The sequence below is a fragment of the Paramylibacter kogurei genome (assembly GCF_002742285.1).
Lineage (GTDB): Bacteria > Pseudomonadota > Alphaproteobacteria > Rhodobacterales > Rhodobacteraceae > Amylibacter > Amylibacter kogurei.
Window position 1 is genome coordinate 1 of record NZ_MDGM01000012.1, and the last position, 25223, is coordinate 25223.

36 protein-coding genes are annotated in these 25223 nt (G+C 48.8%); 34 read left to right on the top strand and 2 right to left on the bottom strand.

What is annotated here, in order from left to right; genetic code table 11:
• The 8 genes from BFP76_RS14835 to BFP76_RS05420 all read left to right on the top strand — a co-directional run.
• Positions 1-170: integrase core domain-containing protein (locus tag BFP76_RS14835; protein ID WP_165775636.1), on the top strand; the 170-nt coding region annotated here is incomplete at its 5' end.
• Between the two features lie 611 nt (positions 171-781).
• Complete coding sequence (gene rplB, locus BFP76_RS05390; protein WP_099592166.1) at positions 782-1621, top strand: 50S ribosomal protein L2; 840 nt, start codon at positions 782-784, stop codon at positions 1619-1621.
• A 3-nt stretch (positions 1622-1624) separates the two neighbouring features.
• Positions 1625-1906 (top strand): 30S ribosomal protein S19, encoded by a 282-nt coding sequence (rpsS, locus tag BFP76_RS05395; protein WP_099592167.1) that lies wholly within the window; start codon positions 1625-1627, stop codon positions 1904-1906.
• Positions 1907-1909: 3 nt separating this feature from the next.
• A complete protein-coding gene (gene rplV, locus BFP76_RS05400; protein WP_099592168.1) occupies positions 1910-2293 on the top strand; it encodes a 50S ribosomal protein L22 in 384 nt (127 codons plus the stop codon).
• Positions 2293-3012 carry a 30S ribosomal protein S3 gene (rpsC, locus tag BFP76_RS05405; RefSeq protein ID WP_099592169.1) on the top strand — a complete coding sequence of 240 codons (720 nt, stop codon included), beginning with the start codon at positions 2293-2295 and terminating at the stop codon, positions 3010-3012. Before rplV ends, rpsC begins: the two co-directional genes overlap by 1 nt.
• Before the next feature lie 18 nt (positions 3013-3030).
• On the top strand, positions 3031-3444 hold the full coding sequence (gene rplP, locus BFP76_RS05410) for a 50S ribosomal protein L16 (RefSeq protein ID WP_099592170.1): 414 nt from the start codon (positions 3031-3033) through the stop codon (positions 3442-3444).
• 132 nt (positions 3445-3576) lie between these two features.
• Positions 3577-4347: a hypothetical protein gene (locus tag BFP76_RS05415; RefSeq protein ID WP_133117392.1), complete on the top strand. Its 771-nt coding sequence runs from the start codon at positions 3577-3579 to the stop codon at positions 4345-4347.
• Positions 4348-4580: 233 nt separating this feature from the next.
• Positions 4581-5204 (top strand): TIGR02466 family protein, encoded by a 624-nt coding sequence (locus BFP76_RS05420; protein WP_099592172.1) that lies wholly within the window; start codon positions 4581-4583, stop codon positions 5202-5204.
• A gap of 66 nt (positions 5205-5270) precedes the next feature.
• Here BFP76_RS05420 and BFP76_RS05425 read toward each other — a convergent pair whose 3' ends face one another.
• Complete coding sequence (locus BFP76_RS05425) at positions 5271-5717, bottom strand: universal stress protein (protein ID WP_099592173.1); 447 nt, start codon at positions 5715-5717, stop codon at positions 5271-5273.
• A 248-nt stretch (positions 5718-5965) separates the two neighbouring features.
• Here BFP76_RS05425 and rpmC point away from each other — a divergent pair, with 248 nt between their 5' ends.
• The 11 genes from rpmC to rpmD all read left to right on the top strand — a co-directional run bounded on the left by rpmC (position 5966) and on the right by rpmD (position 10201).
• The gene (gene rpmC, locus BFP76_RS05430; RefSeq protein WP_099592174.1) at positions 5966-6178 is read left to right on the top strand and encodes a 50S ribosomal protein L29; all 213 of its coding nucleotides are present in this window, start codon (positions 5966-5968) and stop codon (positions 6176-6178) included.
• Position 6179: 1 nt separating this feature from the next.
• Positions 6180-6413: a 30S ribosomal protein S17 gene (gene rpsQ, locus BFP76_RS05435; RefSeq protein ID WP_099592175.1), complete on the top strand. Its 234-nt coding sequence runs from the start codon at positions 6180-6182 to the stop codon at positions 6411-6413.
• A gap of 76 nt (positions 6414-6489) precedes the next feature.
• Entirely contained in the window at positions 6490-6858 is a 369-nt protein-coding gene (gene rplN, locus BFP76_RS05440; RefSeq protein WP_099592176.1) for a 50S ribosomal protein L14, read from the top strand.
• Between the two features lies 1 nt (position 6859).
• The gene (gene rplX / locus BFP76_RS05445; RefSeq protein ID WP_099592177.1) at positions 6860-7174 is read left to right on the top strand and encodes a 50S ribosomal protein L24; all 315 of its coding nucleotides are present in this window, start codon (positions 6860-6862) and stop codon (positions 7172-7174) included.
• Positions 7167-7718: a 50S ribosomal protein L5 gene (rplE, locus tag BFP76_RS05450; protein ID WP_099592178.1), complete on the top strand. Its 552-nt coding sequence runs from the start codon at positions 7167-7169 to the stop codon at positions 7716-7718. Before rplX ends, rplE begins: the two co-directional genes overlap by 8 nt.
• Before the next feature lie 19 nt (positions 7719-7737).
• On the top strand, positions 7738-8043 hold the full coding sequence (gene rpsN / locus BFP76_RS05455; RefSeq protein WP_099592179.1) for a 30S ribosomal protein S14: 306 nt from the start codon (positions 7738-7740) through the stop codon (positions 8041-8043).
• A gap of 12 nt (positions 8044-8055) precedes the next feature.
• Positions 8056-8448 (top strand): 30S ribosomal protein S8, encoded by a 393-nt coding sequence (gene rpsH, locus BFP76_RS05460; protein WP_099592180.1) that lies wholly within the window; start codon positions 8056-8058, stop codon positions 8446-8448.
• Positions 8449-8458: 10 nt separating this feature from the next.
• Complete coding sequence (gene rplF / locus BFP76_RS05465) at positions 8459-8992, top strand: 50S ribosomal protein L6 (RefSeq protein ID WP_099592181.1); 534 nt, start codon at positions 8459-8461, stop codon at positions 8990-8992.
• Between the two features lie 12 nt (positions 8993-9004).
• The gene (rplR, locus tag BFP76_RS05470; RefSeq protein WP_099592182.1) at positions 9005-9364 is read left to right on the top strand and encodes a 50S ribosomal protein L18; all 360 of its coding nucleotides are present in this window, start codon (positions 9005-9007) and stop codon (positions 9362-9364) included.
• A 99-nt stretch (positions 9365-9463) separates the two neighbouring features.
• Complete coding sequence (gene rpsE, locus BFP76_RS05475; RefSeq protein WP_099592183.1) at positions 9464-10009, top strand: 30S ribosomal protein S5; 546 nt, start codon at positions 9464-9466, stop codon at positions 10007-10009.
• A gap of 3 nt (positions 10010-10012) precedes the next feature.
• Entirely contained in the window at positions 10013-10201 is a 189-nt protein-coding gene (gene rpmD / locus BFP76_RS05480) for a 50S ribosomal protein L30 (RefSeq protein WP_099592184.1), read from the top strand.
• 547 nt (positions 10202-10748) lie between these two features.
• Here rpmD and BFP76_RS05485 read toward each other — a convergent pair.
• Positions 10749-11624, bottom strand: a complete 876-nt coding sequence (locus BFP76_RS05485; RefSeq protein WP_099592185.1) for a DMT family transporter — start codon at positions 11622-11624, stop codon at positions 10749-10751.
• 509 nt (positions 11625-12133) lie between these two features.
• Here BFP76_RS05485 and rplO point away from each other — a divergent pair.
• The 15 genes from rplO (at position 12134) to BFP76_RS05560 (ending at position 25223) form a co-directional block, all read left to right on the top strand.
• Entirely contained in the window at positions 12134-12619 is a 486-nt protein-coding gene (gene rplO / locus BFP76_RS05490) for a 50S ribosomal protein L15 (RefSeq protein WP_099592186.1), read from the top strand.
• Between the two features lie 105 nt (positions 12620-12724).
• The gene (secY, locus tag BFP76_RS05495; RefSeq protein WP_099592187.1) at positions 12725-14089 is read left to right on the top strand and encodes a preprotein translocase subunit SecY; all 1365 of its coding nucleotides are present in this window, start codon (positions 12725-12727) and stop codon (positions 14087-14089) included.
• A gap of 19 nt (positions 14090-14108) precedes the next feature.
• Entirely contained in the window at positions 14109-14696 is a 588-nt protein-coding gene (locus BFP76_RS05500; protein WP_099592188.1) for an adenylate kinase, read from the top strand.
• Between the two features lie 215 nt (positions 14697-14911).
• A complete protein-coding gene (gene rpsM / locus BFP76_RS05505) occupies positions 14912-15280 on the top strand; it encodes a 30S ribosomal protein S13 (RefSeq protein ID WP_099592189.1) in 369 nt (122 codons plus the stop codon).
• 14 nt (positions 15281-15294) lie between these two features.
• The gene (gene rpsK / locus BFP76_RS05510; protein ID WP_099592190.1) at positions 15295-15681 is read left to right on the top strand and encodes a 30S ribosomal protein S11; all 387 of its coding nucleotides are present in this window, start codon (positions 15295-15297) and stop codon (positions 15679-15681) included.
• A 102-nt stretch (positions 15682-15783) separates the two neighbouring features.
• Positions 15784-16800 carry a DNA-directed RNA polymerase subunit alpha gene (locus tag BFP76_RS05515; protein WP_099592191.1) on the top strand — a complete coding sequence of 339 codons (1017 nt, stop codon included), beginning with the start codon at positions 15784-15786 and terminating at the stop codon, positions 16798-16800.
• Between the two features lie 195 nt (positions 16801-16995).
• On the top strand, positions 16996-17412 hold the full coding sequence (rplQ, locus tag BFP76_RS05520; RefSeq protein ID WP_099592192.1) for a 50S ribosomal protein L17: 417 nt from the start codon (positions 16996-16998) through the stop codon (positions 17410-17412).
• A 340-nt stretch (positions 17413-17752) separates the two neighbouring features.
• Complete coding sequence (locus tag BFP76_RS05525) at positions 17753-18364, top strand: helix-turn-helix transcriptional regulator (protein ID WP_099592193.1); 612 nt, start codon at positions 17753-17755, stop codon at positions 18362-18364.
• Between the two features lie 51 nt (positions 18365-18415).
• Positions 18416-19003, top strand: a complete 588-nt coding sequence (locus tag BFP76_RS05530; RefSeq protein ID WP_099592194.1) for an acyl-homoserine-lactone synthase — start codon at positions 18416-18418, stop codon at positions 19001-19003.
• Positions 19004-19088: 85 nt separating this feature from the next.
• On the top strand, positions 19089-20405 hold the full coding sequence (locus BFP76_RS05535; protein WP_099592195.1) for a replication-associated recombination protein A: 1317 nt from the start codon (positions 19089-19091) through the stop codon (positions 20403-20405).
• A 31-nt stretch (positions 20406-20436) separates the two neighbouring features.
• Entirely contained in the window at positions 20437-20790 is a 354-nt protein-coding gene (gene crcB, locus BFP76_RS05540; protein WP_099593897.1) for a fluoride efflux transporter CrcB, read from the top strand.
• Positions 20787-21833 (top strand): RluA family pseudouridine synthase, encoded by a 1047-nt coding sequence (locus BFP76_RS05545; RefSeq protein ID WP_099592196.1) that lies wholly within the window; start codon positions 20787-20789, stop codon positions 21831-21833. Before crcB ends, BFP76_RS05545 begins: the two co-directional genes overlap by 4 nt.
• On the top strand, positions 21830-22534 hold the full coding sequence (locus BFP76_RS05550; RefSeq protein WP_099592197.1) for an ATP12 family chaperone protein: 705 nt from the start codon (positions 21830-21832) through the stop codon (positions 22532-22534). Before BFP76_RS05545 ends, BFP76_RS05550 begins: the two co-directional genes overlap by 4 nt.
• A 318-nt stretch (positions 22535-22852) precedes the next feature.
• On the top strand, positions 22853-23872 hold the full coding sequence (locus tag BFP76_RS05555) for an amino acid ABC transporter substrate-binding protein (RefSeq protein WP_099592198.1): 1020 nt from the start codon (positions 22853-22855) through the stop codon (positions 23870-23872).
• 133 nt (positions 23873-24005) lie between these two features.
• Complete coding sequence (locus tag BFP76_RS05560) at positions 24006-25223, top strand: amino acid ABC transporter permease (RefSeq protein ID WP_099592199.1); 1218 nt, start codon at positions 24006-24008, stop codon at positions 25221-25223.

A 25223-nucleotide genomic window follows, 5' to 3' on the forward strand; every position in this document is an offset into this window, starting at 1 on the left:
TGCTAAACGCCGAATGGTTCCACAGTGTCAGGCAAGCACAGGTGGCTATAAATCTGTGGCTCAGAGAATATAACCACATCAGGCCACACCAGGCATTGAATATGCGCCCGCCAGTTCCAGAAACCTTATTAGAGAAAGCCAAAATTAGTGGTACAGAAAAATGGGGCTAGACAGACACATGAGCCGCGTCGCTCTGAAAATTGGTTTAATTCGGGTTACGGATTGTACATGACAAGTCGACTTGCTCGAAATGGTGGTAATTTCGTGATGGCGAGTGGCAACACCGCAATAAACCTAACGCCCAAAAATAAGTACAACCATGTAACTTCGTTTCCGGGTACAATTTTAAGAGTGAATCTAAATGTAGGTGAGATCGGAGACGTTCAGGATAGACTCAAAGAGTTCCAACAAGATGGGGCGAAGATCGCATCCCAAATCAAAGGGAGCGGAAATCGCCCTCCGTCGGCGATGTCGTTGTTGTTGAGGAAAGATTATAAATAGCTCCATAAGAAACGGTTATTGGTTTTAGTTGTATAACCCCAACAAAAACAGCACCCAACCACTTGCCACCCGCAGCTTTCCCTGATACTCCCCACCAATCAGCCGGCTTCGGATTCGTTCCGAGGCCGTTTGGTTTTGGAATAATTGGGGTTTTCCCTGAATAACCGTGGACCTATGGCGTTATCGCATAAGGGGCCACATACACTTGCGGACCTACGGGGCCGCGCAAACTTTCGGCCCGAATATTTCGGTGTCGAACACAAAACGGAAGACAGAAAGAATGGCACTTAAGTCGTATAAACCGACGACGCCAGGCCAACGTGGGTTGGTTCTGATTGACCGTTCCGAGCTTTGGAAAGGTCGCCCAGTTAAATCACTCGTAGAGGGTTTGACAAAAAACGGCGGTCGTAACAATACCGGACGGATCACAATGCGTCGCAAAGGCGGTGGGGCGAAACGCCTGTACCGTATCGTTGACTTTAAACGTAACAAATTTGACGTACCAGCGACAGTTGAGCGTATCGAATATGACCCTAACCGGACAGCATTCATCGCCTTGATCCGCTACGAAGATGGTCAACAATCCTACATCATCGCGCCACAACGTTTGGCAATTGGTGACAAGGTGATCTCTTCTGCCAAGGCTGACGTTAAGCCTGGCAACACAATGCCTTTTACTGGTTTGCCAATCGGTACAATCATTCACAACATCGAATTGAAACCTGGTAAGGGTGCACAGCTTGCACGTTCTGCTGGTACTTATGCTCAATTCGTTGGTCGTGATGGTTCCTATGCGCAGATCCGCCTGTCTTCTGGTGAATTGCGTTTGGTGCGCCAAGAATGTTTGGCCACTGTGGGCGCTGTATCAAACCCTGATCACAGCAACCAAAACCTTGGTAAAGCTGGCCGTAACCGCCACAAGGGCATCCGCCCGTCTGTGCGTGGTGTGGTTATGAACCCTGTCGATCACCCACATGGTGGTGGTGAGGGTCGTACATCCGGTGGTCGTCACCCAGTGACACCATGGGGTAAGCCAACCAAAGGTGCACGCACCCGTTCCAACAAGACCACGGATAAATACATTATCCGTTCGCGTCACGCCAAGAAGAAGGGTCGTTAATCGATGTCTCGTTCAGTATGGAAAGGCCCATTTGTCGATGCTTACGTGCTTAAAAAAGCCGCAGCAGTTCGCGAATCTGGCCGTAACAATGATGTAATTAAAATCTGGTCTCGTCGTTCGACGATTCTGCCACAATTTGTTGGTCTGACTTTCGGCGTTTATAACGGCCAAAAGCACATTCCGGTAAACGTATCAGAAGATATGATTGGCCAGAAATTTGGTGAATACAGCCCGACCCGTACCTATTACGGTCACGCGGCTGATAAAAAAGCGAAGCGGAAATAAGCCATGAGTAAGTCTAAGAACCCTCGTCGCGTTGCAGATAACGAAGCGTATGCCGTATCTCGCATGCTCCGCACTAGCCCACAGAAACTGAACTTGGTTGCGCAAATGATCCGCAACAAGCCAGTTGAAAAGGCGCTTGCTGATTTGACATTCTCCAAAAAGCGTATCGCAGAAGACGTAAAGAAAACGTTGCAATCTGCAATCGCGAATGCGGAAAACAACCATAACCTTGATGTGGACGAATTGATCGTTGCAGAAGCTTATGTTGGTAAGAACCTGACAATGAAACGTGGTCGTCCTCGGGCACGTGGTCGTTACGGTAAAATCCTGAAACCTTTCGCACAGGTCACGATCAAAGTGCGTCAGCCATCAGAGGAGCAAGCATAATGGGTCAAAAGATCAATCCAATTGGCTTTCGTATGCAAGTCAACCGTACATGGGATAGCCGCTGGTACGCCGAAGGCGAAAACTATGGTAACCTGTTGTTGGAAGACATCAAAATCCGTGAATTCATCAAGAAAGAGTGCATGCAAGCCGGTGTTGCACGTGTGATCGTTGAACGCCCACACAAAAAATGCCGCGTGACAATCCACTCTGCACGTCCTGGTGTGATCATCGGTAAAAAAGGCGCGGATATCGAAACTTTGCGTAAAAAGGTTGCAGCCCTGACAGAGTCAGAATTGCACCTGAACATCGTCGAAGTTCGCAAACCAGAAATGGATGCGCAATTGGTTGCTGAATCAGTTGCACAACAGCTGGAACGCCGTGTGTCTTTCCGTCGTGCGATGAAACGTGCGGTGCAAAACGCAATGCGTATGGGCGCGCTTGGTATTCGTATCAACTGTGCTGGTCGTCTTGGTGGTGCTGAAATCGCGCGTACTGAATGGTACCGCGAAGGTCGCGTTCCGTTGCACACATTGCGTGCGGATATCGACTATGCCCGTGCAGAAGGTCTGACAGCTTATGGTATCATCGGTATCAAAGTTTGGATCTTTAAGGGTGAGATCATGGAACATGATCCAGCCGCGCGCGATCGTCGTGTAGAAGAAATGCAAAACAGCGGTGGACCACGTCCACAAGGCGGCAATCGCCCGCCACGCCGTTAAGCGAAAGGGAGAGATATAATGCTTTCACCAAAACGTACTAAATTCCGCAAGGCGTTCAAAGGTCGTATCAAAGGCCAAGCCAAGGGCGGTTCTGATCTGAACTTTGGTTCATTCGGTTTGAAAACAATCGAGCCAGAGCGTATCACTGCACGTCAAATCGAGGCGGCTCGCCGCGCGATGACACGTCACATGAAACGTCAAGGCCGTGTTTGGATCCGTATTTTCCCAGATCTTCCTGTCACCAAAAAACCAACCGAAGTTCGGATGGGTAAAGGTAAAGGTTCTGTGGAATTTTGGGCTGCCAAAGTAAAACCAGGTCGTATCATGTTTGAAATCGACGGTGTGTCAGAGGCCGTTGCTGTTGAGGCGTTGCGCCTTGCTGCAATGAAATTGCCTGTAAAAACACGCGTCGTTCAACGCGAAGATTGGTAAGCAGCGAACCGCGTTCGTGAGCCAAATTTACGCGCAAGCGAAAATCTGGGGCTGCACACCAGTTTAAAAAATTTAAAACCCCTGACCGTTTGGTTGGGGGTTTTTACATTTGAATGTATCATCAACGCGTGGTTGAATAATGCGGTGAATATATTTGTGGGGTACATTATCGTGATGCGTAAATTTGTTACCAGTGTGTGGGTTGTGGCTGTTTTAGGGTTCGCGCAAGCAACCACATCATATGCCCAAACCACCCAAAGGATAGAGCCAAGCGATGAACAGATAGTCCAAGAGCTATTAGCCGGTGAAGACAAAGGCTTTTATATTGCGCTGGCAAAATATTTCCCGACCGAAGGGGAGGAATATGTTCAGGTGGTAAAACGCGTGATCACCGAAAAAGATGACGGTAAGCCAAAACTCGAACAATGGCTTGATGATACGGTGGATCGACTTAAATCCAATCTGGAATACGCGCCTGACGCATCGCTTAAATTGATTATTGATGAGTATGTTCAGAATCTGATCCGATTGCAGGATCGACCAGAGTTGTGTGAAATCTATGCGAATAAAGGTCTCTGGGGGCTAATGACTTGGGGCGAACACGATGCGCCAAAATTCGTTGAAACGAATTTTGAAACGCATTTCGCTGCTATGTATCAAGGTCAAAAAAATCCCGTTAAACGCGCGGCGACGACAGGTGATGATTTTCGGCGATTTAAAAACGCATTCTTGGAAAACGGTGGGACAGAGGCGGATTTAGATGTCATTCGTGGTAAGAGCAAAAAGGGTGCTGATAAGTGCGCATCTAACATTAAATATTTTGCTGCCCTGCGTGATAACGAGCTCGAAGGCGGTGATAAGGTTCGCGCCGATTTATTTTGGACTACTGCCAGTATACGCTGATGCGCGGGGCAACGGCATATCTTGTCACTGATCAACTCCGCACACGGGGGCGTGGCCACGCGCTCTTGATTTGCCGTTCGCGGGGGCGCGGACATAAATGATGCCGATCATGATAAATCAATGCTTATGAGATTTATTGTTCAATCCGTGCAAACCTTCCCCAGATATTTCATGTAAACATGCTCGTCCTGTTCTAGCTGGCGTTTGGCGTTAGCCTTGCGCTATGAAAGGGCATGACCCAGATCGAATCTCTCTTTGTGACCCGCCTATATCAATCCACGCTGAATGCGCATGGTGATGCCATTGATGCAGGGGAATTGGAAAACACGTGTTTGTCCATCGCCGATGATGACGAGGCGGGGCAAGAATGGTGCGAGGAAAACGATTTCCCTGGCTACACCAGTTATGCATCGCTTGATGATCTGGCGTGGCGCTTTCCGATTTTTAAGGACGTGGTTGCGGCATTGGATAAACATGTCGCCGCATTTGCCAAAGATTTGGAATTTGATCTGGATGGCAAATCGCTTTCACTTGATTCAATCTGGATCAATATCCTGCCAACGGGTGGGATTCATACATCCCACATTCACCCCCACAGTGTGATCAGCGGCACAACATATGTGACCATGCCAACCGATGCGAGCGCGATCAAATTCGAAGACCCGCGATCCGCCATGATGATGGCAGCACCCATTCGCAAGAAAGGTGCGCGCAAGGATCAACGCAATTTCGTTTATGTTGAGCCAAGCGTTGGTGATGTTCTGCTCTGGGAAAGCTGGCTGCGCCACGAGGTGCCGATGAACATGTCCGATGATGAACGGATATCGGTGAGTTTCAATTACCACCTGTCGGAGTAGGGCAAGCAGCGCCGCGGTATAGGCGAAACGAAGTTTCGACCACACCGCGTTGGGCAATGTCACAGATCAAGCCACCGTCAAACAGGCGCATTTTGCCAGATGGTTGATTTTTTGTGATGTGCTGCCTTGGATCAAACTGCCAATGGTGCCAAGCCCACGGCGCCCTGTTACTATCAAATCCGCACCGCAGTTTTCTGCTACCTTCACAATTTCTGTTGCAGGGTCGCCGATATCGGAATGGATGTGGGTGATGGTCTGCCCCATGGATTTTGCGATCTCTTTGCCAGAATTGATGATTTTATCAGAGGCCTCTTTCACCTCTGATGGGTCTGGCATGGTGGTGACCGCATGATACCCACCAACCGCGCCCATCGCATAGGCCACGGTTTGGGGCTGGGGCGTGTGCACCAAATGCAATTCAGACCCATATTTCCCCGCCAAATCACAGGCCATTTGCAACGCGGTTTCAGACATCGCTGATCCATCAAGCCCAACAACAATTTTACGAAACATGTTTTTACCCTTTCCGTTTGGATTTAAGGGTATTGTAACATATTACGGTGGGGCGTCTTTGATGTGGGTCAAGGTTGCGATACCACCTTTCGCCCAAATCCAAATGAGTCTGGCTTTCCCCCTTGCCATATTGGGGAATCCCCGCTAAAGAGCGCCTTCATCATGTACTCCACTGGAATCACGGTGACCTGCGCGTGTGCGATACACATGCAAATGGGGCCTACCAGTGATGTTGAAAGGAAAAGGCTATGAATGCCAACGAACTACGCGATAAAACGCCTGATCAGCTTCAAGAAGAGCTGGCTCAGTTGAAAAAAGAGCAGTTTAATCTGCGTTTCCAACAGGCCACTGGCCAGTTGGAAGGTACTGCACGTATGAAAGCTGCGCGTCGCGATGCAGCACGTGTAAAAACTATTCTAAACCAAAAAGCTGCTGCTGCAGCTGCTGAAAAGGAAGCGTAAGATGCCAAAGCGTATACTTAGCGGCACTGTGACCGGCGATCAAAACGAGCAAACAATCACTGTTTCTGTTCAACGTGCGTTTCAGCACCCTGTTTTGAAAAAAACGATCCGTAAGTCCAAAACATACCGGGCCCACGATCCAAAGAACACTTTTAAGATCGGCGATAAGGTTCGCATTCAAGAATGCCGCCCTATCTCTAAAACGAAACGCTGGGAGGTTTTGCCAGAGGCGTAAGCCAACAGCAAACCAACCGGTTTAACGAAACCGTGGGGCGTAAATTGCATCGTCCCCAAAGGTCGGAGGAAACTCAATGATTCAGATGCAAACAAATCTGGATGTAGCTGACAACAGCGGCGCGCGCCGTGTTCAGTGCATCAAGGTTTTAGGCGGCTCTAAACGGAAGTATGCTTCTGTTGGAGACGTTATTGTCGTTTCTGTGAAAGAAGCCATTCCACGTGGTCGCGTGAAAAAAGGTGACGTTCGCAAGGCGGTGGTTGTACGTACAGCCAAAGAAGTTCGTCGTGAAGACGGCACAGCAATTCGTTTCGATCGTAATGCTGCTGTTATCTTGAACAATTCAAATGAACCAATGGGCACACGTATTTTTGGCCCAGTTGTTCGTGAATTGCGCGCGAAAAACTTCATGAAAATCATCTCACTTGCACCGGAGGTGTTGTAAGATGGCTGCGAAATTGAAAAAGGGTGACAAGGTTATTGTCCTAACTGGCAAAGACAAAGGCAAAGAAGGTGTTATCGCATCTGTAAGCCCGTCAACAGGCAAGGCAATCGTAACTGGTGTTAACCAAGCGATCCGTCACACAAAACAATCACAAGCGTCACAGGGTGGTCGTGTTCCAACGGACATGCCAATCCAATTGTCAAACTTGGCAATCGTTGATCCAAAAGAAGGCGGCGCAACACGCGTTGGTTTCAAAATGGAAGGCGACAAAAAAGTACGCTTTGCTAAAAAATCAGGAGCGTTGATCGATGGCTGATTATACTCCACGTTTGAAAACTGTTTACACAGACAAAGTGCGTGCTGCTTTGAAAGAAGAGTATGCATACAAGAACGACATGATGATCCCAAAATTGGAAAAAATCGTGTTGAACATGGGTGTTGGTGAAACTGTTAACGACACGAAAAAAATCCGTTCTGCTGTTGCTGACATGACTGCAATCGCAGGTCAGCAAGCTGTGATCACGAAAGCAAAGAAATCAATCGCTGGTTTCCGCGTTCGTGAAGACATGCCTTTGGGCTGTAAGGTAACGTTGCGCGGCGCCAAGATGTACGAATTCTTGGATCGTTTGATCACCGTTGCTATGCCTCGTATCCGCGACTTCCGCGGTGTGTCAGGCAAAAGCTTTGACGGCAATGGCAATTATGCCATGGGTTTGAAAGAGCATATCGTGTTCCCAGAAATCAACTTTGATAAAGTTGACGAAATGTGGGGCATGGACATCGCAATCTGCACGACCGCGAATACAGATGCAGAAGCAAAGAGCCTGTTGAAGCAATTCAACATGCCTTTCACTAACTGATCGCGGAAGGAGAAACACTATGGCAAAAGCTGCAATGGTTCAACGTCAGGTAAAGCGTGAAAAATTAGTCGCACAATATGCTGCTAAACGCGCCGCGTTGAAAGAAATCATCAACAATAAAGATCTTCCAGTAGAAGAGCGTTTCAAGGCTGGCATGAAATTGGCCGAACTTCCGCGCAATTCTTCTGCAACTCGTCTGCACAATCGTTGTCAGGTAACGGGTCGTCCGAAGGCTTATTATCGTAAACTGAAAATGTCACGTATCGCGTTGCGCCAATTGGCGTCTGACGGTCAGATTCCTGGCATGGTCAAGTCAAGCTGGTAAGGGAGAGATTTTATGAACGATCCTATCGGTGATATGTTGACACGCATCCGCAATGCTCAATTGCGCGGCAAGTCAACTGTGAAAACACCAGCGTCAAAGCTGCGTGGTTGGGTGCTCGATGTTCTTGCGAACGAAGGCTATATCCGCGGTTATGAATCATCAACATCCGATGCAGGCCACCCTGAAATGGAGATTTCTTTGAAATACTTCGACGGTCAACCTGTGATCAAAGAACTGAAACGTGTTTCTACACCTGGTCGCCGTGTTTATTCCGCGTCCAAAGAGATCCCAACAGTTCGTCAAGGTCTGGGTGTTGCAATCGTTTCTACGCCAAAAGGCGTGATGTCAGATGCACAAGCACGTGCTGCCAATGTTGGCGGTGAAGTGTTGTGCACAATCTTCTAAGGGGGTTTTGATGTCTCGTATTGGTAAAAAACCGGTTGAACTGCCATCAGGTGTAACTGCATCTGTTTCAGGTCAAACTGTCGAAATCAAAGGCCCAAAAGGTGTGCGCACCTTTAACGCAACTGATGACGTAACAATCACATTGGAAGACAACGCGGTACAAGTAATGCCACGTGGTAAATCCAAACGTGCGCGTCAACAGTGGGGCATGTCACGCACACAGGTTGCCAATTTGGTAACTGGTGTGACCGAAGGCTTTAAGAAAGAGCTGGAAATTAACGGTGTTGGTTATCGTGCTGCAATGGAGGGTAAAAACCTGAAATTGGCACTTGGCCTGTCACATGATGTTATTTTCGCGGTTCCAGACACAGTGACTGTGACTGCACCAAAGCCAACTGAAATCATCGTCGAAGGTATTGATCAGCAAATCGTTGGTCAGGTTGCCGCGAAAATCCGCGAATACCGTAAGCCAGAGCCATACAAAGGCAAAGGTATCAAATACAAAGACGAATATATCTTCCGCAAGGAAGGGAAAACCAAGTAAGGAGCGCATAATATGGCTATTTCTCGAAGAACTCTGTTCCTCAAGCGCCGCATGCGCAACCGGAACAAAATGCGTAAGGTGGCTAACGGTCGCCCACGTTTGAGCGTACACCGTTCATCTAAAAACATCAGCGTTCAATTGATCGATGATGTGAACGGCGTAACATTGGCATCCGCATCCAGCCTTGAAAAAGGTTTGGGCGTTGTTGGCAAAAACAATGTTGAAGCATCCGCAAAAGTGGGTTCTGCAATTGCAGAACGTGCGAAAAAAGCAGGTGTTGAAGAGTGTTATTTCGACCGTGGTGGTTTCATCTTCCACGGCAAAGTGAAAGCACTTGCAGACGCAGCCCGCGAAGGCGGTCTGAAATTCTAAAATTGCAGGAGGGCGTTCTGCCCTCCTCGATGATCCGGGGGATGTTTTATCCCACTTGGATTGACATTAACGGGCAATGCCCAATCTTAGGAGGCCGCAATGGCTAGAGAAGATAACCGTGGTGGACGTCGCGAACGCGATGAAGCACCTGAATTTGCAGATCGTCTGGTTGCGATCAACCGTGTGTCCAAAACAGTAAAAGGCGGTAAGCGCTTTGGTTTTGCGGCATTGGTTGTTGTTGGCGATCAAAAAGGCCGTGTTGGTTTCGGTAAAGGCAAAGCGAAAGAGGTTCCAGAAGCCATTCGCAAAGCTACCGAACAAGCAAAACGCCAAATGATCCGCGTTCCATTGCGTGAAGGTCGTACATTGCACCACGACGTAAATGGTCGTCACGGCGCAGGTAAAGTTGTGATGCGCACAGCACCACAAGGTACTGGTATCATCGCAGGTGGTCCAATGCGTGCCGTTTTCGAAATGCTTGGCGTACAAGACGTTGTTGCGAAATCAATTGGGTCACAAAACCCATATAACATGATCCGCGCAACAATGGACGGTCTGACCAAAGAAGCATCACCACGCAATGTTGCACAGCGTCGCGGCAAGAAGGTCTCTGACATTCTGCCTAAAGAAGCTGCGGAGGCTTAAACCATGGCAAAAACGATTGTTGTAAAACAGATTGGTTCACCAATCCGTCGCCCAGCCAAACAGCGTCAAACGCTGATCGGTCTTGGCCTAAACAAAATGCACAAAACACGCGAGTTGGAAGATACACCAGCAGTACGCGGCATGGTGCGCAAAGTTTCCCACATGGTGGAGATCATCGAAGAGAAGGGTTAGCAACGGTTTTTGCCGCAAGGCAAAATACCGGACAGTTTTTGCCGTTAGGCAAAATACCTTACCTTACTTTGAGTTTAAAATTAGAACGCCTCGTAGGAAACTGCGGGGCGTTTTTTATTTTGCGGGTGAAAATTGTATTTTGATCTCGCTTGATTGGCGAGTTAAGTTCCGTTAACCTTTATTAATATTAGGTTAAATATATACTTATATTCATTTAGGAAATTCTCATGAAACTGGTACTTACACTCGCGTTATCATTGAATCTTTTAGTAATGACACCTTTTGCATCCGCTCAACAATTAGGGCTAAATTCCTTTTCAAATGAGACTGGTCATAGTGGTGGATGCCGAAAGTCATCACCTAAAGGGCAATGTTGTCATGCGGGTTCAAAGCCCCTGCACTGTCATTAATTTTGCTCTAAATAGCTGATTTTAAAGTTGGAATGTATAAAGTGGGGAATTGATTTGTAATTCCGTACATCTCATGGGGAGGGCGCTATCGCAACCACCCCGAAGTCCTGATGTTGCAATTTAAATGCACCGCCTATCTACCCCACCGCATTTTTTCGCGTTGCCAGATAGACGCCCACCGCTGCGATCACCATGCCAAGCCAGCCAATGGGTGGAAGGATTTCGCCAAGGCCGATCCATGCCATCAGGGCGGCGATGGGCGGGACGAGGAACATCAGCGAGCTTACCGCGCTGACGTCACCTGCGCGGATCATGGCGAGCAGCAATCCAATGGCAAGGATCGAGTTGCACAACACCAGATAAGCCACCGCAATGCCAAATTCCCAATTCCAATCGATATGCATTGTGTCGAGCGTCAACATGAATGGCAAAACCCCGATAAAGCCTGCGCCATATCCGATCATGTTTTGCGTAATCGGGTGATGCGAGCGCCCAAAGCGTTTTTCCCAAAGCGATGCAATGGTCATGCCAAGCAACCCCATGATCATAAAGAAATAGCCGATCAACCCAGCGCCAGCGACCTCGGTTCGTGAATTGATTACGATTGCCGTGCCGACCAATCCGATGATCAGACCAATCCAGCGGCGCATGCCAACGGGTTCACCCGTCCAACGCGGGGCGATCAATGCAACCAACACGGGCTGAAATGACATGACAAGTGCCACGGTTCCCGCCGCCACGCCCACGCGAAACGCCAGCCAGCAAAATCCGAAATACACGGTTTGGATTAAAAAACCGACGATGGCCAAATGCATCCAATCGGCACGGCGTTCGGGCAGGGGCGGGCGGATGATAAAAAACAGCGGGATCATAATGGCCAAGACACAACCGTATCGCAGCGCAAGCAGCGTCATCGGTTCGGCAGATTCCAGCGCGATTTTCGCAACGGTATAGCCACCAGACCAGAGCAGCAGAAAAATAACAGGGGCAAAGACCAACCAGCGTGGGGACATATTGAAACCTTAAATCAATTTATCGCCACGCTAGCGAAAATTGCCCCAAGGCAAAGCGGTTTATGACGGTTTTTGAAAGAATAAACCAAGGCGCGGGTTTTGCGCCACGCAAAGCGCCCGCCAATGTGGGGTACATTGGCAGGGGATAGCGATTATTGTCATCGTTATGGTAATTGGCGGGCCCGCCGTTGCGGTGTTGCCGTACAGGGGAGAAATCCTGAACCGTGTGCGCCGGGGCTTTAATCCGGTGCACAGATGATCGTATCGGTTATGGCGTATTGCACGTTTGTTAAGCGTGCAAAGGTTTACCACAGTGAGCTCAAGGATTGTTATACGCACCATCGGTTGCGATTTAGTTAAACTTGCGTGCGCTGTTGGGTCTTGAAACCCGATGCATTGGCGCGTATACGCCCCAAGTGGTTCTGGATTACCAGAATCAATTTTGTGAAACGCCGTGTTTGCCCCTTTGTCGCTAATCGGGGGTAGTTCCGGCAAAAGGAGATAGCGACATGAAACTGAATCAGCTTTCAGATAACAAAGGTGCCAACAAAAAACGCAAGCGCATTGGCCGTGGACCAGGTTCTGGTACAGGTAAAATGGGTGGTCGTGGTATCAAAGGCCAAAAATCACGTTCAGGTGTATCATTGAACGGTTACGAAGGCGGTCAAATGCCATTGTATATGCGTCTTCCAAAGCGCGGCTTTAACAACATCAACGCCAAAACACATGCTGTTGTGAACCTTGGTCTGTTGCAAAAATTTATCGACGAGAAAAAACTGGACGCGAAAAAGCCAATTACAGAGGCTGTATTGGTTGAATCAGGTTTGGTTCGTCGCGTGAAAGACGGCGTTCGTATCCTTGCCAAAGGCGAGTTGAAAGCGAAGCTGGACATCACAGTTTCCGGTGCTTCTAAATCAGCAATCGCTGCTGTTGAAAAAGCTGGCGGTAAACTGACAGTAACAACTGCGCCAAAAGCGGAAGCAGCGGCGGAATAACACTTGTAGGTCGCGCCGTCGCGACTTACATTTCAAACAGTTTCTTGCGTCGCGGTATCTGGAAACAGGATATCGCGACGTTTGTTTTTGAAAGGTTTACTAAACATGGCTTCAGCCGCAGAACAAATGGCATCCAACCTAAGCTGGGGTGCATTTGGTAAAGCAAAAGAATTGCAACAACGCATTCTTTTCGCACTTGGTCTGTTAATCGTGTACCGCATTGGTACATTCATCCCTGTTCCTGGCATCGACGCAGAAGCGTTGCGCCAATTCGTTGAACAGGCGCAAACAGGCGTTGGCGGCATTTTGAACATGTTCTCTGGCGGTGCGATTGGCCGTATGGCGATCTTTGCGCTGGGAATCATGCCTTATATTTCGGCTTCGATCATTGTTCAGTTGATGACGGCGATGGTGCCGCAATTGGAGCAGTTGAAAAAAGAAGGCGAACAAGGGCGCAAGAAAATCAACCAATACACCCGTTATGGTACGGTTTTATTGGCGTTCTTTCAGGCTTATGGCCTGTCCAAGGGGATCGAGGCCAGCGATCTGGCGCATTCACCCGGTTTCCTGACATTCCAATTGCCATGTATCATCACATTGGTGGGCGGTACGATGTTCCTGATGTGGCTGGGTGAACAAATCACCGCACGCGGCATTGGTAACGGTATTTCGTTGATTATTTTCGTGGGTATCGTTGCCGAATTGCCTGCGGCCTTGGCTCAGTTTTTCGTGCAAGGGCGTTCAGGCGCATTGTCACCAGCGGTGATTATTGGCGTGATGGTTATGATCGTGGCCGTGATTGCGTTTATCGTGTTTATGGAACGTGCATTGCGCAAGATCCACATCCAATACCCCAAACGCCAAGTGGGCATGAAGGTTTATGGTGGTGAATCAAGCCATCTGCCGATCAAATTGAACCCCGCGGGCGTGATCCCACCGATCTTTGCCTCTGCATTGTTGTTGTTGCCCACAACCGTTTCGACGTTTTCTGGCACGCAAACATCACCGTTCATGAACACTTTGTTGGCCTATATGGGCCCGGGGCAACCATTGTATTTGGTGTTCTTTGTTTTGATGATCGTGTTCTTTAGCTATTTTTACACCGCGAACGTATCATTCAAATCGGATGAGGTTGCGGATAACCTGAAAAAGCAAAATGGTTTTGTGCCAGGGATTCGCCCCGGTGCGAAAACACAGGAATATTTGGACTATGTAACCACACGTATTTTGGTTCTGGGTTCGGCTTATCTGTCTTTCGTGTGCTTGTTGCCCGAAATTTTGCGTAGTCAGCTGGCGATTCCATTCTACTTTGGTGGTACTTCGCTACTAATTGTGGTGAGTGTGACAATGGATACCATTAACCAAGTGCAGTCACATCTGCTAGCACATCAATACGAAGGCTTGATCGAGCGTTCGAAATTGACGGGCAAGAACCGTGCAAAGGCACGCCGCAGAAAGCCACGTCGCTAGTTTGGGAGGGCTCGCGCCAATGAACATTATTCTTTTAGGCCCACCGGGCGCAGGTAAAGGCACACAAGCAGAACGTTTGGTTGCCGAACGTGGCATGGTGCAATTATCCACCGGTGATATGCTACGCGCCGCGAAATCATCAGGCACCGAAATGGGCAAGATGGTTGCAGGCGTGATGGAACGCGGTGAATTGGTTACGGATGAAATCGTGATCGGTTTGATCGAAGAAAAGCTCACTGGCGGCGACGCGGGCAATGGTTTCATTTTCGATGGGTTCCCACGCACATTGGCACAGGCCGATGCATTGGGTGATTTGTTGGACCGTGTTGGGCAAAAGCTGGACACCGTTATTCAGTTGCAAGTGAATGATGATATTTTGGTCGAGCGTATCGTTGGACGTGCGCAAGAGGCCATCGCCGCTGGCAAAGAAGCACGCGCCGATGACAATGAAGAAGCGTTGAAAATTCGCTTGATGGCCTATTACAAGGATACGTCGCCATTGTTGGGCTATTACTATGCCAAAGGTCTGTTGCAACAGGTTGACGGGCTTGGCACCATTGACGGCGTTGCATCAGATATTGCCAAAGCAATGGATGCGGTATCTTAAGGGGTTATTTACCCCTTGTGCACTTGACGTTTTTGCCAATTTCCCATATGGCACACACTTCTAGGCCAAAACCCCTGTGGTTTTCCTGAAAACTGGCGAATCGCCAAAGTGTCAGGGTGGCGTAGAAACCTAAATCAGCCCAGCGCAAATCGCTGGGCTTCGTTGTGAAAATAGGTTCTGGAGATACGGAACCGCAACCTTGAAGGATAAACGACTTGGCACGTATTGCTGGCGTTAACTTGCCCACACATAAACGGGTTCCAATTGCCCTCACATATATCACAGGTATCGGCCACACATCTGCGGCGAAAATCTGTGAAGATGTAAAAATTGACGTAACACGTCGCGTAAACGAATTGTCGGACGCCGAAGTTTTGGCCGTTCGCGAATATATCGACGCGAATTTTGACGTAGAGGGCGACCTTCGCCGCGAAGTATCCATGAACATCAAACGCTTGATGGATTTGGGTTGCTACCGTGGTTTGCGTCACCGTCGCGGATTGCCGGTTCGTGGTCAGCGCACCCACACAAATGCACGTACACGCAAAGGCCCTGCAAAGGCCATTGCTGGTAAGAAGAAATAAGGGGAGCTGATAACATGGCACGTGAAACACGTACGAAGCGTAAAGATCGCAAAAACATCACATCTGGTGTTGCGCATGTAAACTCTTCTTTCAACAACACAAAAATCTTGATCGCCGATGCGCAAGGCAACGCCATTTCATGGTCGTCTGCTGGCACAATGGGTTTCAAAGGTTCACGTAAATCAACACCTTATGCGGCGCAGATGGCTGCTGAAGATGCTGGTAAAAAAGCACAAGAACACGGCATGAAAACTTTGGAAGTTGAAGTTCAAGGCCCCGGTTCTGGTCGTGAATCAGCATTGCGCGCGTTGGCGGCAATTGGTTTGAACATCACATCAATTCGTGACGTTACACCAATGGCGCACAACGGCTGTCGCCCACCAAAGCGTCGTCGCGTTTAATTATTATTGGCCGGTCCCTGTTCGGGGCTGGCCCTTCCGTCATTTCAACCTCGAGCGTTCACTGGTTCGGATCCATACCAGCGAACAAGAATGGAGGCCCATATGATCCATAAGAATTGGCAAGAGCTTATTCGTCCAACACAGTTGGAAATCAAGCCAGGCAATGACCCGTTGCGTCAAGCTGTTGTAACAGCTGAACCGCTGGAACGTGGTTTTGGTCTGACACTTGGTAACGCGCTGCGTCGCGTTTTGTTGTCATCTTTGCAAGGTGCGGCAATCACATCTGTGCAAATCGACAATGTTCTGCATGAATTTTCATCTGTTGCGGGCGTTCGCGAAGACGTAACAGACATCGTTTTGAACCTAAAAGGCGTTGCCATCGGCATGGAAGTCGAAGGTCCAAAGCGTTTGGCGATTTCTGCCAAAGGTCCTGGTGTTGTTACCGCAGGTGACATTTCAGAAACCGCAGGCATCGAAATTTTGAACAAAGAACACGTGATCTGTCACCTTGATGATGGCGCGAACTTGTTCATGGAATTGACCGTTGAAACGGGCAAAGGTTATGTCGCCGCTGACAAAAACCGCCCAGAAGATGCGCCAATTGGTTTGATCCCAATTGATGCGTTGTTTTCACCTGTTGTGAAGGTCTCTTATGACGTTCAGCCAACACGTGAAGGTCAGGTTTTGGATTATGACAAGCTGACCATGAAAGTGGAAACAGACGGGTCTGTATCACCAGAAGACGCAATCGCGTTTTCTGCGCGTATTTTGCAAGACCAGTTGTCTGTGTTCGTGAATTTCGACGAACCAGAAGCCGCAACACGCCAAGACGAAGAAGACGAGTTGGAATTCAACCCACTATTGTTGAAGAAAGTGGACGAATTGGAACTGTCTGTACGTTCTGCAAACTGCCTGAAAAACGACAACATCGTTTACATTGGCGATTTGATCCAAAAAACAGAGGCAGAAATGCTTCGCACGCCGAACTTTGGCCGCAAATCTTTGAACGAAATCAAAGAAGTGCTGACAGGTATGGGCTTGCACCTTGGTATGGATATCGTGGATTGGCCACCGGACAATATCGAAGAGCTGGCCAAGAAATTCGAAGACCAGTTTTAATGAATTCGGGCGGGCTTTCGGGCCCGCTCAACCCATCGGGATGCAACGACATCTTGGTGTAAAAATGCCCACGCATGGTGGGGAACATGACGGGATTGGCAACATGACTGTCTCGGGCAATAACGCCCCAAGGAGTGTGAGACCCACGCAGGCTCGCCAGACAAAGTAAAACGAGACGAAAGAAGGATATATATCATGCGTCACGCAAGAGGCTATCGCCGCCTAAACCGCACACACGAACACCGTAAAGCGTTGTTCGCGAATATGGCTGGCTCTTTGATTGAACACGAGCAAATCAAAACGACTTTGCCAAAAGCAAAAGAATTGCGCCCAATCATCGAAAAAATGATCACATTGGCAAAACGCGGCGATTTGCACGCGCGTCGTCAAGCAGCATCAAAATTGAAACAAGAAGCATATGTTGCGAAATTGTTCGAAGTTTTGGGCCCACGTTACAAAGACCGCAGCGGTGGTTATGTGCGCGTATTGAAGGCTGGTTTCCGTTACGGCGACATGGCACCAATGGCGATTATCGAATTTGTTGACCGCGACGTAAACGCAAAAGGCGCTGGCGACAAAGCCCGCGTTGCAGCGGAAGAAATCGAAGAATAAGACCGAAAACGTACGTTTACGTTACGGTAACTAAAAAAAGGCTCCGATTCTCGGGGCCTTTTGCATTTGGTGAATATTAAACCTGGCGCAAAATTACGACGTTACGACTTTGCGTTTACGATAGCGTCACTATTTTCTTGCAATAAATCGTTTGCCTTCATAACCTTAGCGCCTAATTCAGCAAGTAAACTCAACCGCTGGTCGATTGGATATTTCATGGCACTTAAGAATGCGATTGTGTTAATATTTGCTGCGTTCTGCATAATAAGGAACAGGCTCCTGTACGTTTCAAATAACAATTTAAGGTTGACGAGTTCAATTGCAACTTGTCTAAAAAGACATGTCTAGAATAATAGGTTTAGATAACGAGTTACATCGACTGGAGGCACTTTCGCCTTCTGGTTATTTTTTGGGAATGCATATTCGTTTCACGTCGCCGCTGATTACGCTGCGCACGTATTCACAAGAATGGCAGGATCATTACACCGCGAATGTATACGTGGTGCGTGATCCGTTGATCGCATGGGCGTTCTCTAAGAAAGGAGTGAATCGCTGGAGTGAGATTAAGATTCCTGATCCGTTCAATATTATGGGTCAGGCTGCAGAGTATGGTATGAAGTATGGTGTTGCTGTGTCGTGTGGCCCGTTAGGCTCGCGTTCAATTGGAACCGCTTCGCGTAATGATCGTGAGTACAATGATGAAGAAATGGCCGAAGTTAAACGGTTGGTTGAATATCTTCATGAAAAAACAGAACCGCCCGAGAGTCTGACACAGGCTCAACAGGAGGCTTTGGGACTAATAGCAGCGGGACATCGCCATGCGGAAGCGGCGGCACGACTAGGGATTTCAGAGAGTGCATTAAAGGTCAGGTTAACATCGGCTAGGAACCGATTGTTAGCTCGAACAACTGCCGAAGCAATACAAAGGGCAAAGGATTATCGTCTTTTGTAGGATTATGGACCGCCAGCTCAATTAAATACTGGGACAAGCTGGAGGCTTACAATGCAAACGACTACATTATCTTTCGACAATATTCACCATCATGGTGATTTGTTTTCTAATTTACTGCGCGCAAGACGTAACTGTTTTATCGTGGAAAAAGAATGGGATCTGCCAGAAGCGGACGGGATGGAATACGATCAGTATGACAATCCATCAAGCCGCTGGATTGCTGTGCATGAGAACAACCAAATTCTGGCTGGTGTACGTATGACACCAACCAATGCGCGCTGTGGTATCTATTCATATATGATTCGTGATGCGCAACGTGGATTGCTGGATTCGATTCCTGCAAACCTGATGGATGCAGAGGCACCTGTTGCCGCCAACATCTGGGAAGGATCACGTGTGTTTGTATCAAGCCACGTACCCGCAGAACAGCGCATGAAAGTTCAAATGAACCTGATGAGCGAATTGATCAAAGCATCACGCGAAAAAGGTGCGACACAACTGTTTGGTTTGGTTCCAGCATTGTGGCCACGTTGGGTCCGCCGTTTGGGCATCGAGGCAAATGCCGCTGGCCCCGTTTTGAAAATTGACGGTGTGCCGCATCAAGTTGCGCAAATGCATTTGGGAACACATTTACACTAATAATATTATCTCCAGCTGGCGGGTTTCCGAGGCTCTGCGGAAACTCGTCATAGGAATTTTTTATTGAAAGTATTATGATCTGCGGATGGCAGATTTATTCGATCACACCAGCACAGAAAATCAGACGCAAAATGCGCAGCGCCCTTTGGCGGATCGTATTCGCCCGCGTGCGCTTGATGATGTTATTGGCCAGCAACAGGTTGTTGGCCAAGGCGGCCCCTTGCGCACCATGCTGGATGCGGGAAGCCTGTCATCGTTGATATTTTGGGGCCCACCAGGGGTTGGAAAAACAACCCTAGCGCGATTGCTTGCGGATGAGGTGGACCTACATTTCGTCCAAATCAGCGCGATTTTTTCCGGTGTGGCAGATTTAAAGAAAGTGTTCGAATCGGCGCGACTACGCGCGCAAAACGGTCGTGGCACGTTATTGTTTGTGGACGAGATCCACCGATTCAACAAAGCGCAACAAGACGGATTTTTGCCATTCATGGAGGATGGCACAATTATTCTGGTCGGCGCGACCACAGAAAACCCATCGTTTGAATTAAACGCAGCGCTCATGTCGCGTGCTCAGGTCATGGTTTTAGAACGCCTGTCATTGGCGGAATTGGAATTGATGTTGCAACGCGCAGAAAAGGAATTGAAAAAATCCCTGCCACTGACGGGGCAGGCGCGTGAAACATTGTTGGAAATGGCCGATGGCGATGGGCGCAGCCTGTTAAATTTGGCGGAACAGTGTTTTGGCTGGTCTGATACCAAAAAGGTTGATGTGGATGAATTGGCCAAACGCCTGTCCAAGCGAGCGCCAAAATACGATAAATCGGGTGAAGAACATTACAATCTGATTTCCGCATTGCACAAATCCGTGCGTGGTTCCGACCCTGATGCGGCACTGTATTGGTTTGCAAGAATGCTCAAGGGTGGCGAAGACCCACGATATTTGGCGCGGCGCATCACGCGCATGGCGGTCGAGGACATCGGGTTGGCCGACCCGCAAGCGCAACATTTATGTTTGCAGGCATGGCAAACATACGAACGCCTTGGCAGCCCAGAGGGCGAATTGGCTTTGGGGCAAGCGGTGGTGTATCTGGCACTCGCGCCCAAATCCAACGCATCCTATGTGGCATATAAGGCCGCGATGAAAGCGGCGGAAAAAACTGGTTCGAAACCACCGCCCAAACATATCTTGAACGCGCCAACGGCGATGATGAAAGACATCGGTTATGGCGAAGGTTATGATTACGATCACGATGCCGAAGATGGGTTTTCTGGCCAAAATTATTTCCCCGACGATATGGCGCGCGGGATATATTATCTGCCTGTTGATCGCGGGGCTGAGCGGGAAATGAAAAAACGCATTGATTATTTCGCAAAGCTGCGCGCAAAGCGTGGCAAAGGTTGACAATGGGCGCGTTCCACGTGACAGACAGGCCATGAGTTTACTGCATGTTGCAATTGGTGGCGCCTTGGGCGCGATGCTGCGTTATCTCGTTGGGATCAGCGTGGCATTTCCGTATGGCACATTGGTGGTGAATGTATTGGGGTCATTCATCATGGGTCTGGTATTTGTGATGTTTGTGGACAATGGGTTGGATCGTTGGGTGCCATTGGTGATGGTGGGGTTGCTGGGTGGTTTTACCACATTTAGTGCCTTTTCATTGGACGTGCTTCGCCTTATTGAAACCGATCGTGCGGCGGCGGCATTTGGATATGTTCTGGCGTCCGTCGTATTGTCATTGGCTGCGATTTTCGTTGCTGTTTTTATCGCAAGGAGCTTTGCGCAATGAGTGGTGTTCAATTACTGGAAGTCGCCGAAGATCATGACGGGCAGCGCCTGGATCGTTGGATGCGCAAGATTTTCCCACATCTGAGCCAAGTGCGTATCGAAAAGATGTGTCGCAAGGGCGAAATCCGTGTGGATGGTGGACGGGTCAAGGCATCAACACGTGTTGAATCTGGTCAATCTGTGCGCGTCCCCCCGATCAGCGATGCCGAAGAAAAACCACGCGGTGAACGCGCGATGAATATCACCAAAGCGGATGCAGAAATGATCCAAGCCTGTGTGATTTACAAAGATGACGATATTATCGCGATCAACAAACCCGCAGGGTTGGCGGTGCAGGGTGGGTCGAAACAGACGAAACATCTGGATGGTTTGTCCGAGGCGTTGAAATTTGGATATGACGCGAAACCAAAGCTGGTGCATCGTTTGGACAAAGACACATCGGGTGTGATGTTGTTGGCGCGCAATGGCAAGGCCGCTGCCGGATTGGCCAAGGCATTTCAATCACGCGAAACCCGCAAGATTTATTGGGCCGCCGTGGCCGGATGCCCTACGCCAAATCTGGGCACGATCAAATTTGGCTTGGTCAAGGCCGCAGGGCATGGCCCAAACCAAGCGGGCGAAAAGATGATCTGTATCCACCCGCGCGAGGTGGAGCATCACAAGGGCGCGAAACACGCCACCACCGATTACATGGTATTAGAAGACGTGGGTAAACGCGCATCATGGTTGGCGATGGTGCCGATCACCGGTCGCACCCATCAATTGCGTGCACATATCGCCGAGCTGGGTAGCCCGATTGTGGGCGATGGCAAATACGGCACCAACGCGCAAACCAATGATGGCGATGGCTGGGGTGCGCAATTGGGTGGCGACATCAGCCGCAAATTGCATCTGCATGCACGGTCATTGACATTGACCCACCCGATCACAAAAAACAAATTGCACCTGACGGCAGAATTGCCAGATCACATGCAAAAAACATGGGACATGTTTAATTGGCAAACCAAATACGCCCCTGTTGACCCGTTTGAGGATATGAAGTGACACCATCGTTAAAGAAACGGTTCTGGAAAGATGTGACAATCACGCAAAGCGATGCGGGATTTGGCATTCAGCTGGATCAACACCATTTGCGCACACCAGAAAAGGCAATGTTTATTGTCCCAACACAAGCATTGGCAGAAATGGTGCGCGATGAATGGGATGCACCAGAGGGCAAAGTTGATTTATCGGTGATGCACGCTACGCGCATTACAAATGCAACGATTGATACGATCACGGTGAATACGCAAACGGTGGTGGATGGTATTGGTGAATATGGTGGCACGGATTTATTGTGTTACCGCGCTGACAGCCCAGAGGCGTTGGTGCAACGCCAAGCGGCGGCTTGGGATCCGATTTTGGCATGGGCGGCAAAGGAATTGAACGCACCACTTAATGTCACCACGGGTGTTATGTATGTGGCACAGCCCGATCAATCTGTGGCACAGCTAAAATCCAAATTACAGGACATGAACCCGTTTCAAATCGCGGCCATGCACGATCTGGTCGCGATATCGGGATCGCTGGTTTTGGCACTGGCTTTGGTTGCGAATCACCTGACGCTGGAACAGGCATTTGCCGCATCGCGCGTGGATGAGCACTGGCAAAAAGAACAGTGGGGCGCAGATGAAGACGCAGAAATCAAAGAAGCGGCGAAAGCAAAAGAATTTGAATTCGCGTTAAAGTTTTATCGTGCGTCCTAAATTTTAGGCAAGCGTCAAAAATTGATCAAAATGCAAATATTAAGTCAGCTTAGTTGACTTAATGCGCTGACAGCATAGCGGGTATGTGTTGCGATTGTCGCAAGTTTGAATAATTTTTTGCCATTGGGTAAGTTTTAGCGACCTAATTTTAGGCGTAAAATATTGTTACCTTACGACCCTTAATCAACCCTTGACCCATACGCCATATTCGCCCCACAATAACCGCCAGCGCTAAGGGGGAGTCTCTTGGCCTGTAAGTCTGATCGCAAGATTGGAATATCAGCCCGAATTCTAGGGCTACATCAGGATGAGGTAAAAATGAAAAAATCTACATTTATCGGCACAGTCGCCGCTGCCACGCTTGCAGCAGGTTTTGCTGCAGCTGGTACATTGGACGAAGTTAAAGCAAAAGGTTTCTTGCAGTGTGGTGTGACCACCGGCTTGGTTGGTTTTGCTGCTGCTGACGCGAATGGCAACTGGGACGGTTTCGACGTTGCAGTATGTCGTGCGGTTGCTGCTGCTGTTTTGGGTGATCCACAAGCGGTTAAATTCACACCAACAACAGGTAAAACACGTTTTACTGCGTTGGCATCTGGTGAAATCGACCTGTTGGCACGTAACACAACATGGACATTCAGCCGTGACGTTGACCTGAAATTCACTTTCGTAGGTGTAAACTACTACGATGGTCAGGGCTTCATGGTTCCAAAAGCATTGGGCGTAAGCTCTGCAAAAGATTTGGACACTGCAACTGTTTGTATCCAAACAGGTACAACAACCGAATTGAACTTGGCTGACTTCTTCCGCTCAAACAACATTTCGTATGAGCCAGTGCCAATCGAAACAAACGCAGAAGCACAAGCACAATACCTTGCTGGTGCATGTGACGTTTACACAACGGACGCATCTGGTTTGGCTGCGACACGTGCAACATTTGAAAATCCTGGCGACCACGTTGTTCTGCCAGAGATCATTTCAAAAGAGCCTTTGGGCCCACTTGTACGCCACGGCGACGACCAATGGGCGGATATCGCACGTTGGACATTGAACGCGTTGATCACAGCAGAAGAGCTGGGCATCACATCAGCGAACATCAAAGAAGCTGCGATGTCTGCGGGTGACAACCCTGAAATCAACCGTCTGTTGGGCACAGAAGGCAACCTGGGCGAAATGCTTGGTCTGTCTGCTGATTGGGCAAAGAACGCGATTGCTGCTGGCGGCAACTACGGCGAAATCTTTGAGCGCAACATCGGTGAGAAAACAGCGATTGGTATCTCTCGCGGTTTGAACGCACAGTGGACAAATGGTGGTCTGCTTTATTCACCACCATTCCGTTAATCGGAATTTGAAAGGGCGCGGCAATGACCGCGCCCTTTTGCCTATACAACAATAATAATAAAATGCAGGGAATTTCAGTCACCGCCGCGATTGCGACGATGCGGATTTTCTGTACCAAAAACAGGGGGACATTATGTCAGTTATAACGGACCCACCCCAAGAAGGGTTTCGAATAAGCCAGCTTTTGTACGACACGCGTTATCGTTCAATGACAATTCAAATTGTTGCATTGATTGGTTTCTTGTTGGCCATCGGTTGGTTGATAAACAACACATTGGTCAATTTGGCCGCGCTGGGTAAGCCGCTTGGCTTTGGGTTTCTGTGGGAACCCGCGGGCTATGACATTAACCAACGGTTGATTGAATATAATTCACAAATGACAAACGCCCGTGCGGCGTTGGTTGGTGTTTTGAACACATTATTGGTGGCCGTTTTGGGCTGCATCACCGCGACCATATTGGGCGTGTTGATCGGTGTTTTGCGTCTGTCTAAAAACTGGTTGGTGTCACGGTTAATGACCGTTTACATCGAAGGTTTCCGCAATGTCCCCGTATTGCTATGGATCCTGATGGCGATGGCGATTTTCATCGAAGTATTCCCACAACCAAGGGATTTTCGCGGTGAAGACCCTGCTGCGACGATGAAGATATTTGAATCCGTTGCGATTACAAACCGTGGTGTTTATCTGCCCGGGCCTATCTTTAACGCAGGTTCTGGCATAGTTATCGCGGCATTCATTGCATCATTGGCGGCGATCTTTTTCTTTGGCAAATGGGCCAAGGCGCGCCAAGAACAGACAGGGCAAATTTTGCCTACGTTTTGGATCAAGCTGGCGATTTTGATTGTACCTTCCTTGTTGATCTTTTTCATCATGGGCAAGCCGATTGATTTGGAAATACCTGCAATCAAGGGTTTCAACTTTGCTGGTGGTATTTATATGCGTAACTCGTTGATCGCGTTATGGTTGGCGTTGTCGCTTTATACTGCGGCGTTTATCGCCGAGACAGTGCGTTCTGGTATTATGGCCGTTTCCAAGGGCCAATCAGAAGCAGCCGCTGCATTGGGGTTACGCCCCGGGCGCATCATGAATTTGGTGATCTTGCCTCAAGCGTTACGCGTGATTATTCCACCAATGATTTCACAATATTTGAACCTGACCAAAAACTCGTCTTTGGCGATTGCGGTGGGGTATATGGATATTACCGGGACTTTGGGTGGTATCACATTGAACCAAACAGGGCGTGAAATGGAATGTCTGATTATCCTGATGGGGATCTATCTTGTGATTTCATTAACCATTTCAACGATCATGAACTGGTACAATGAACGCGTAAAGTTGCAGGAGCGCTGA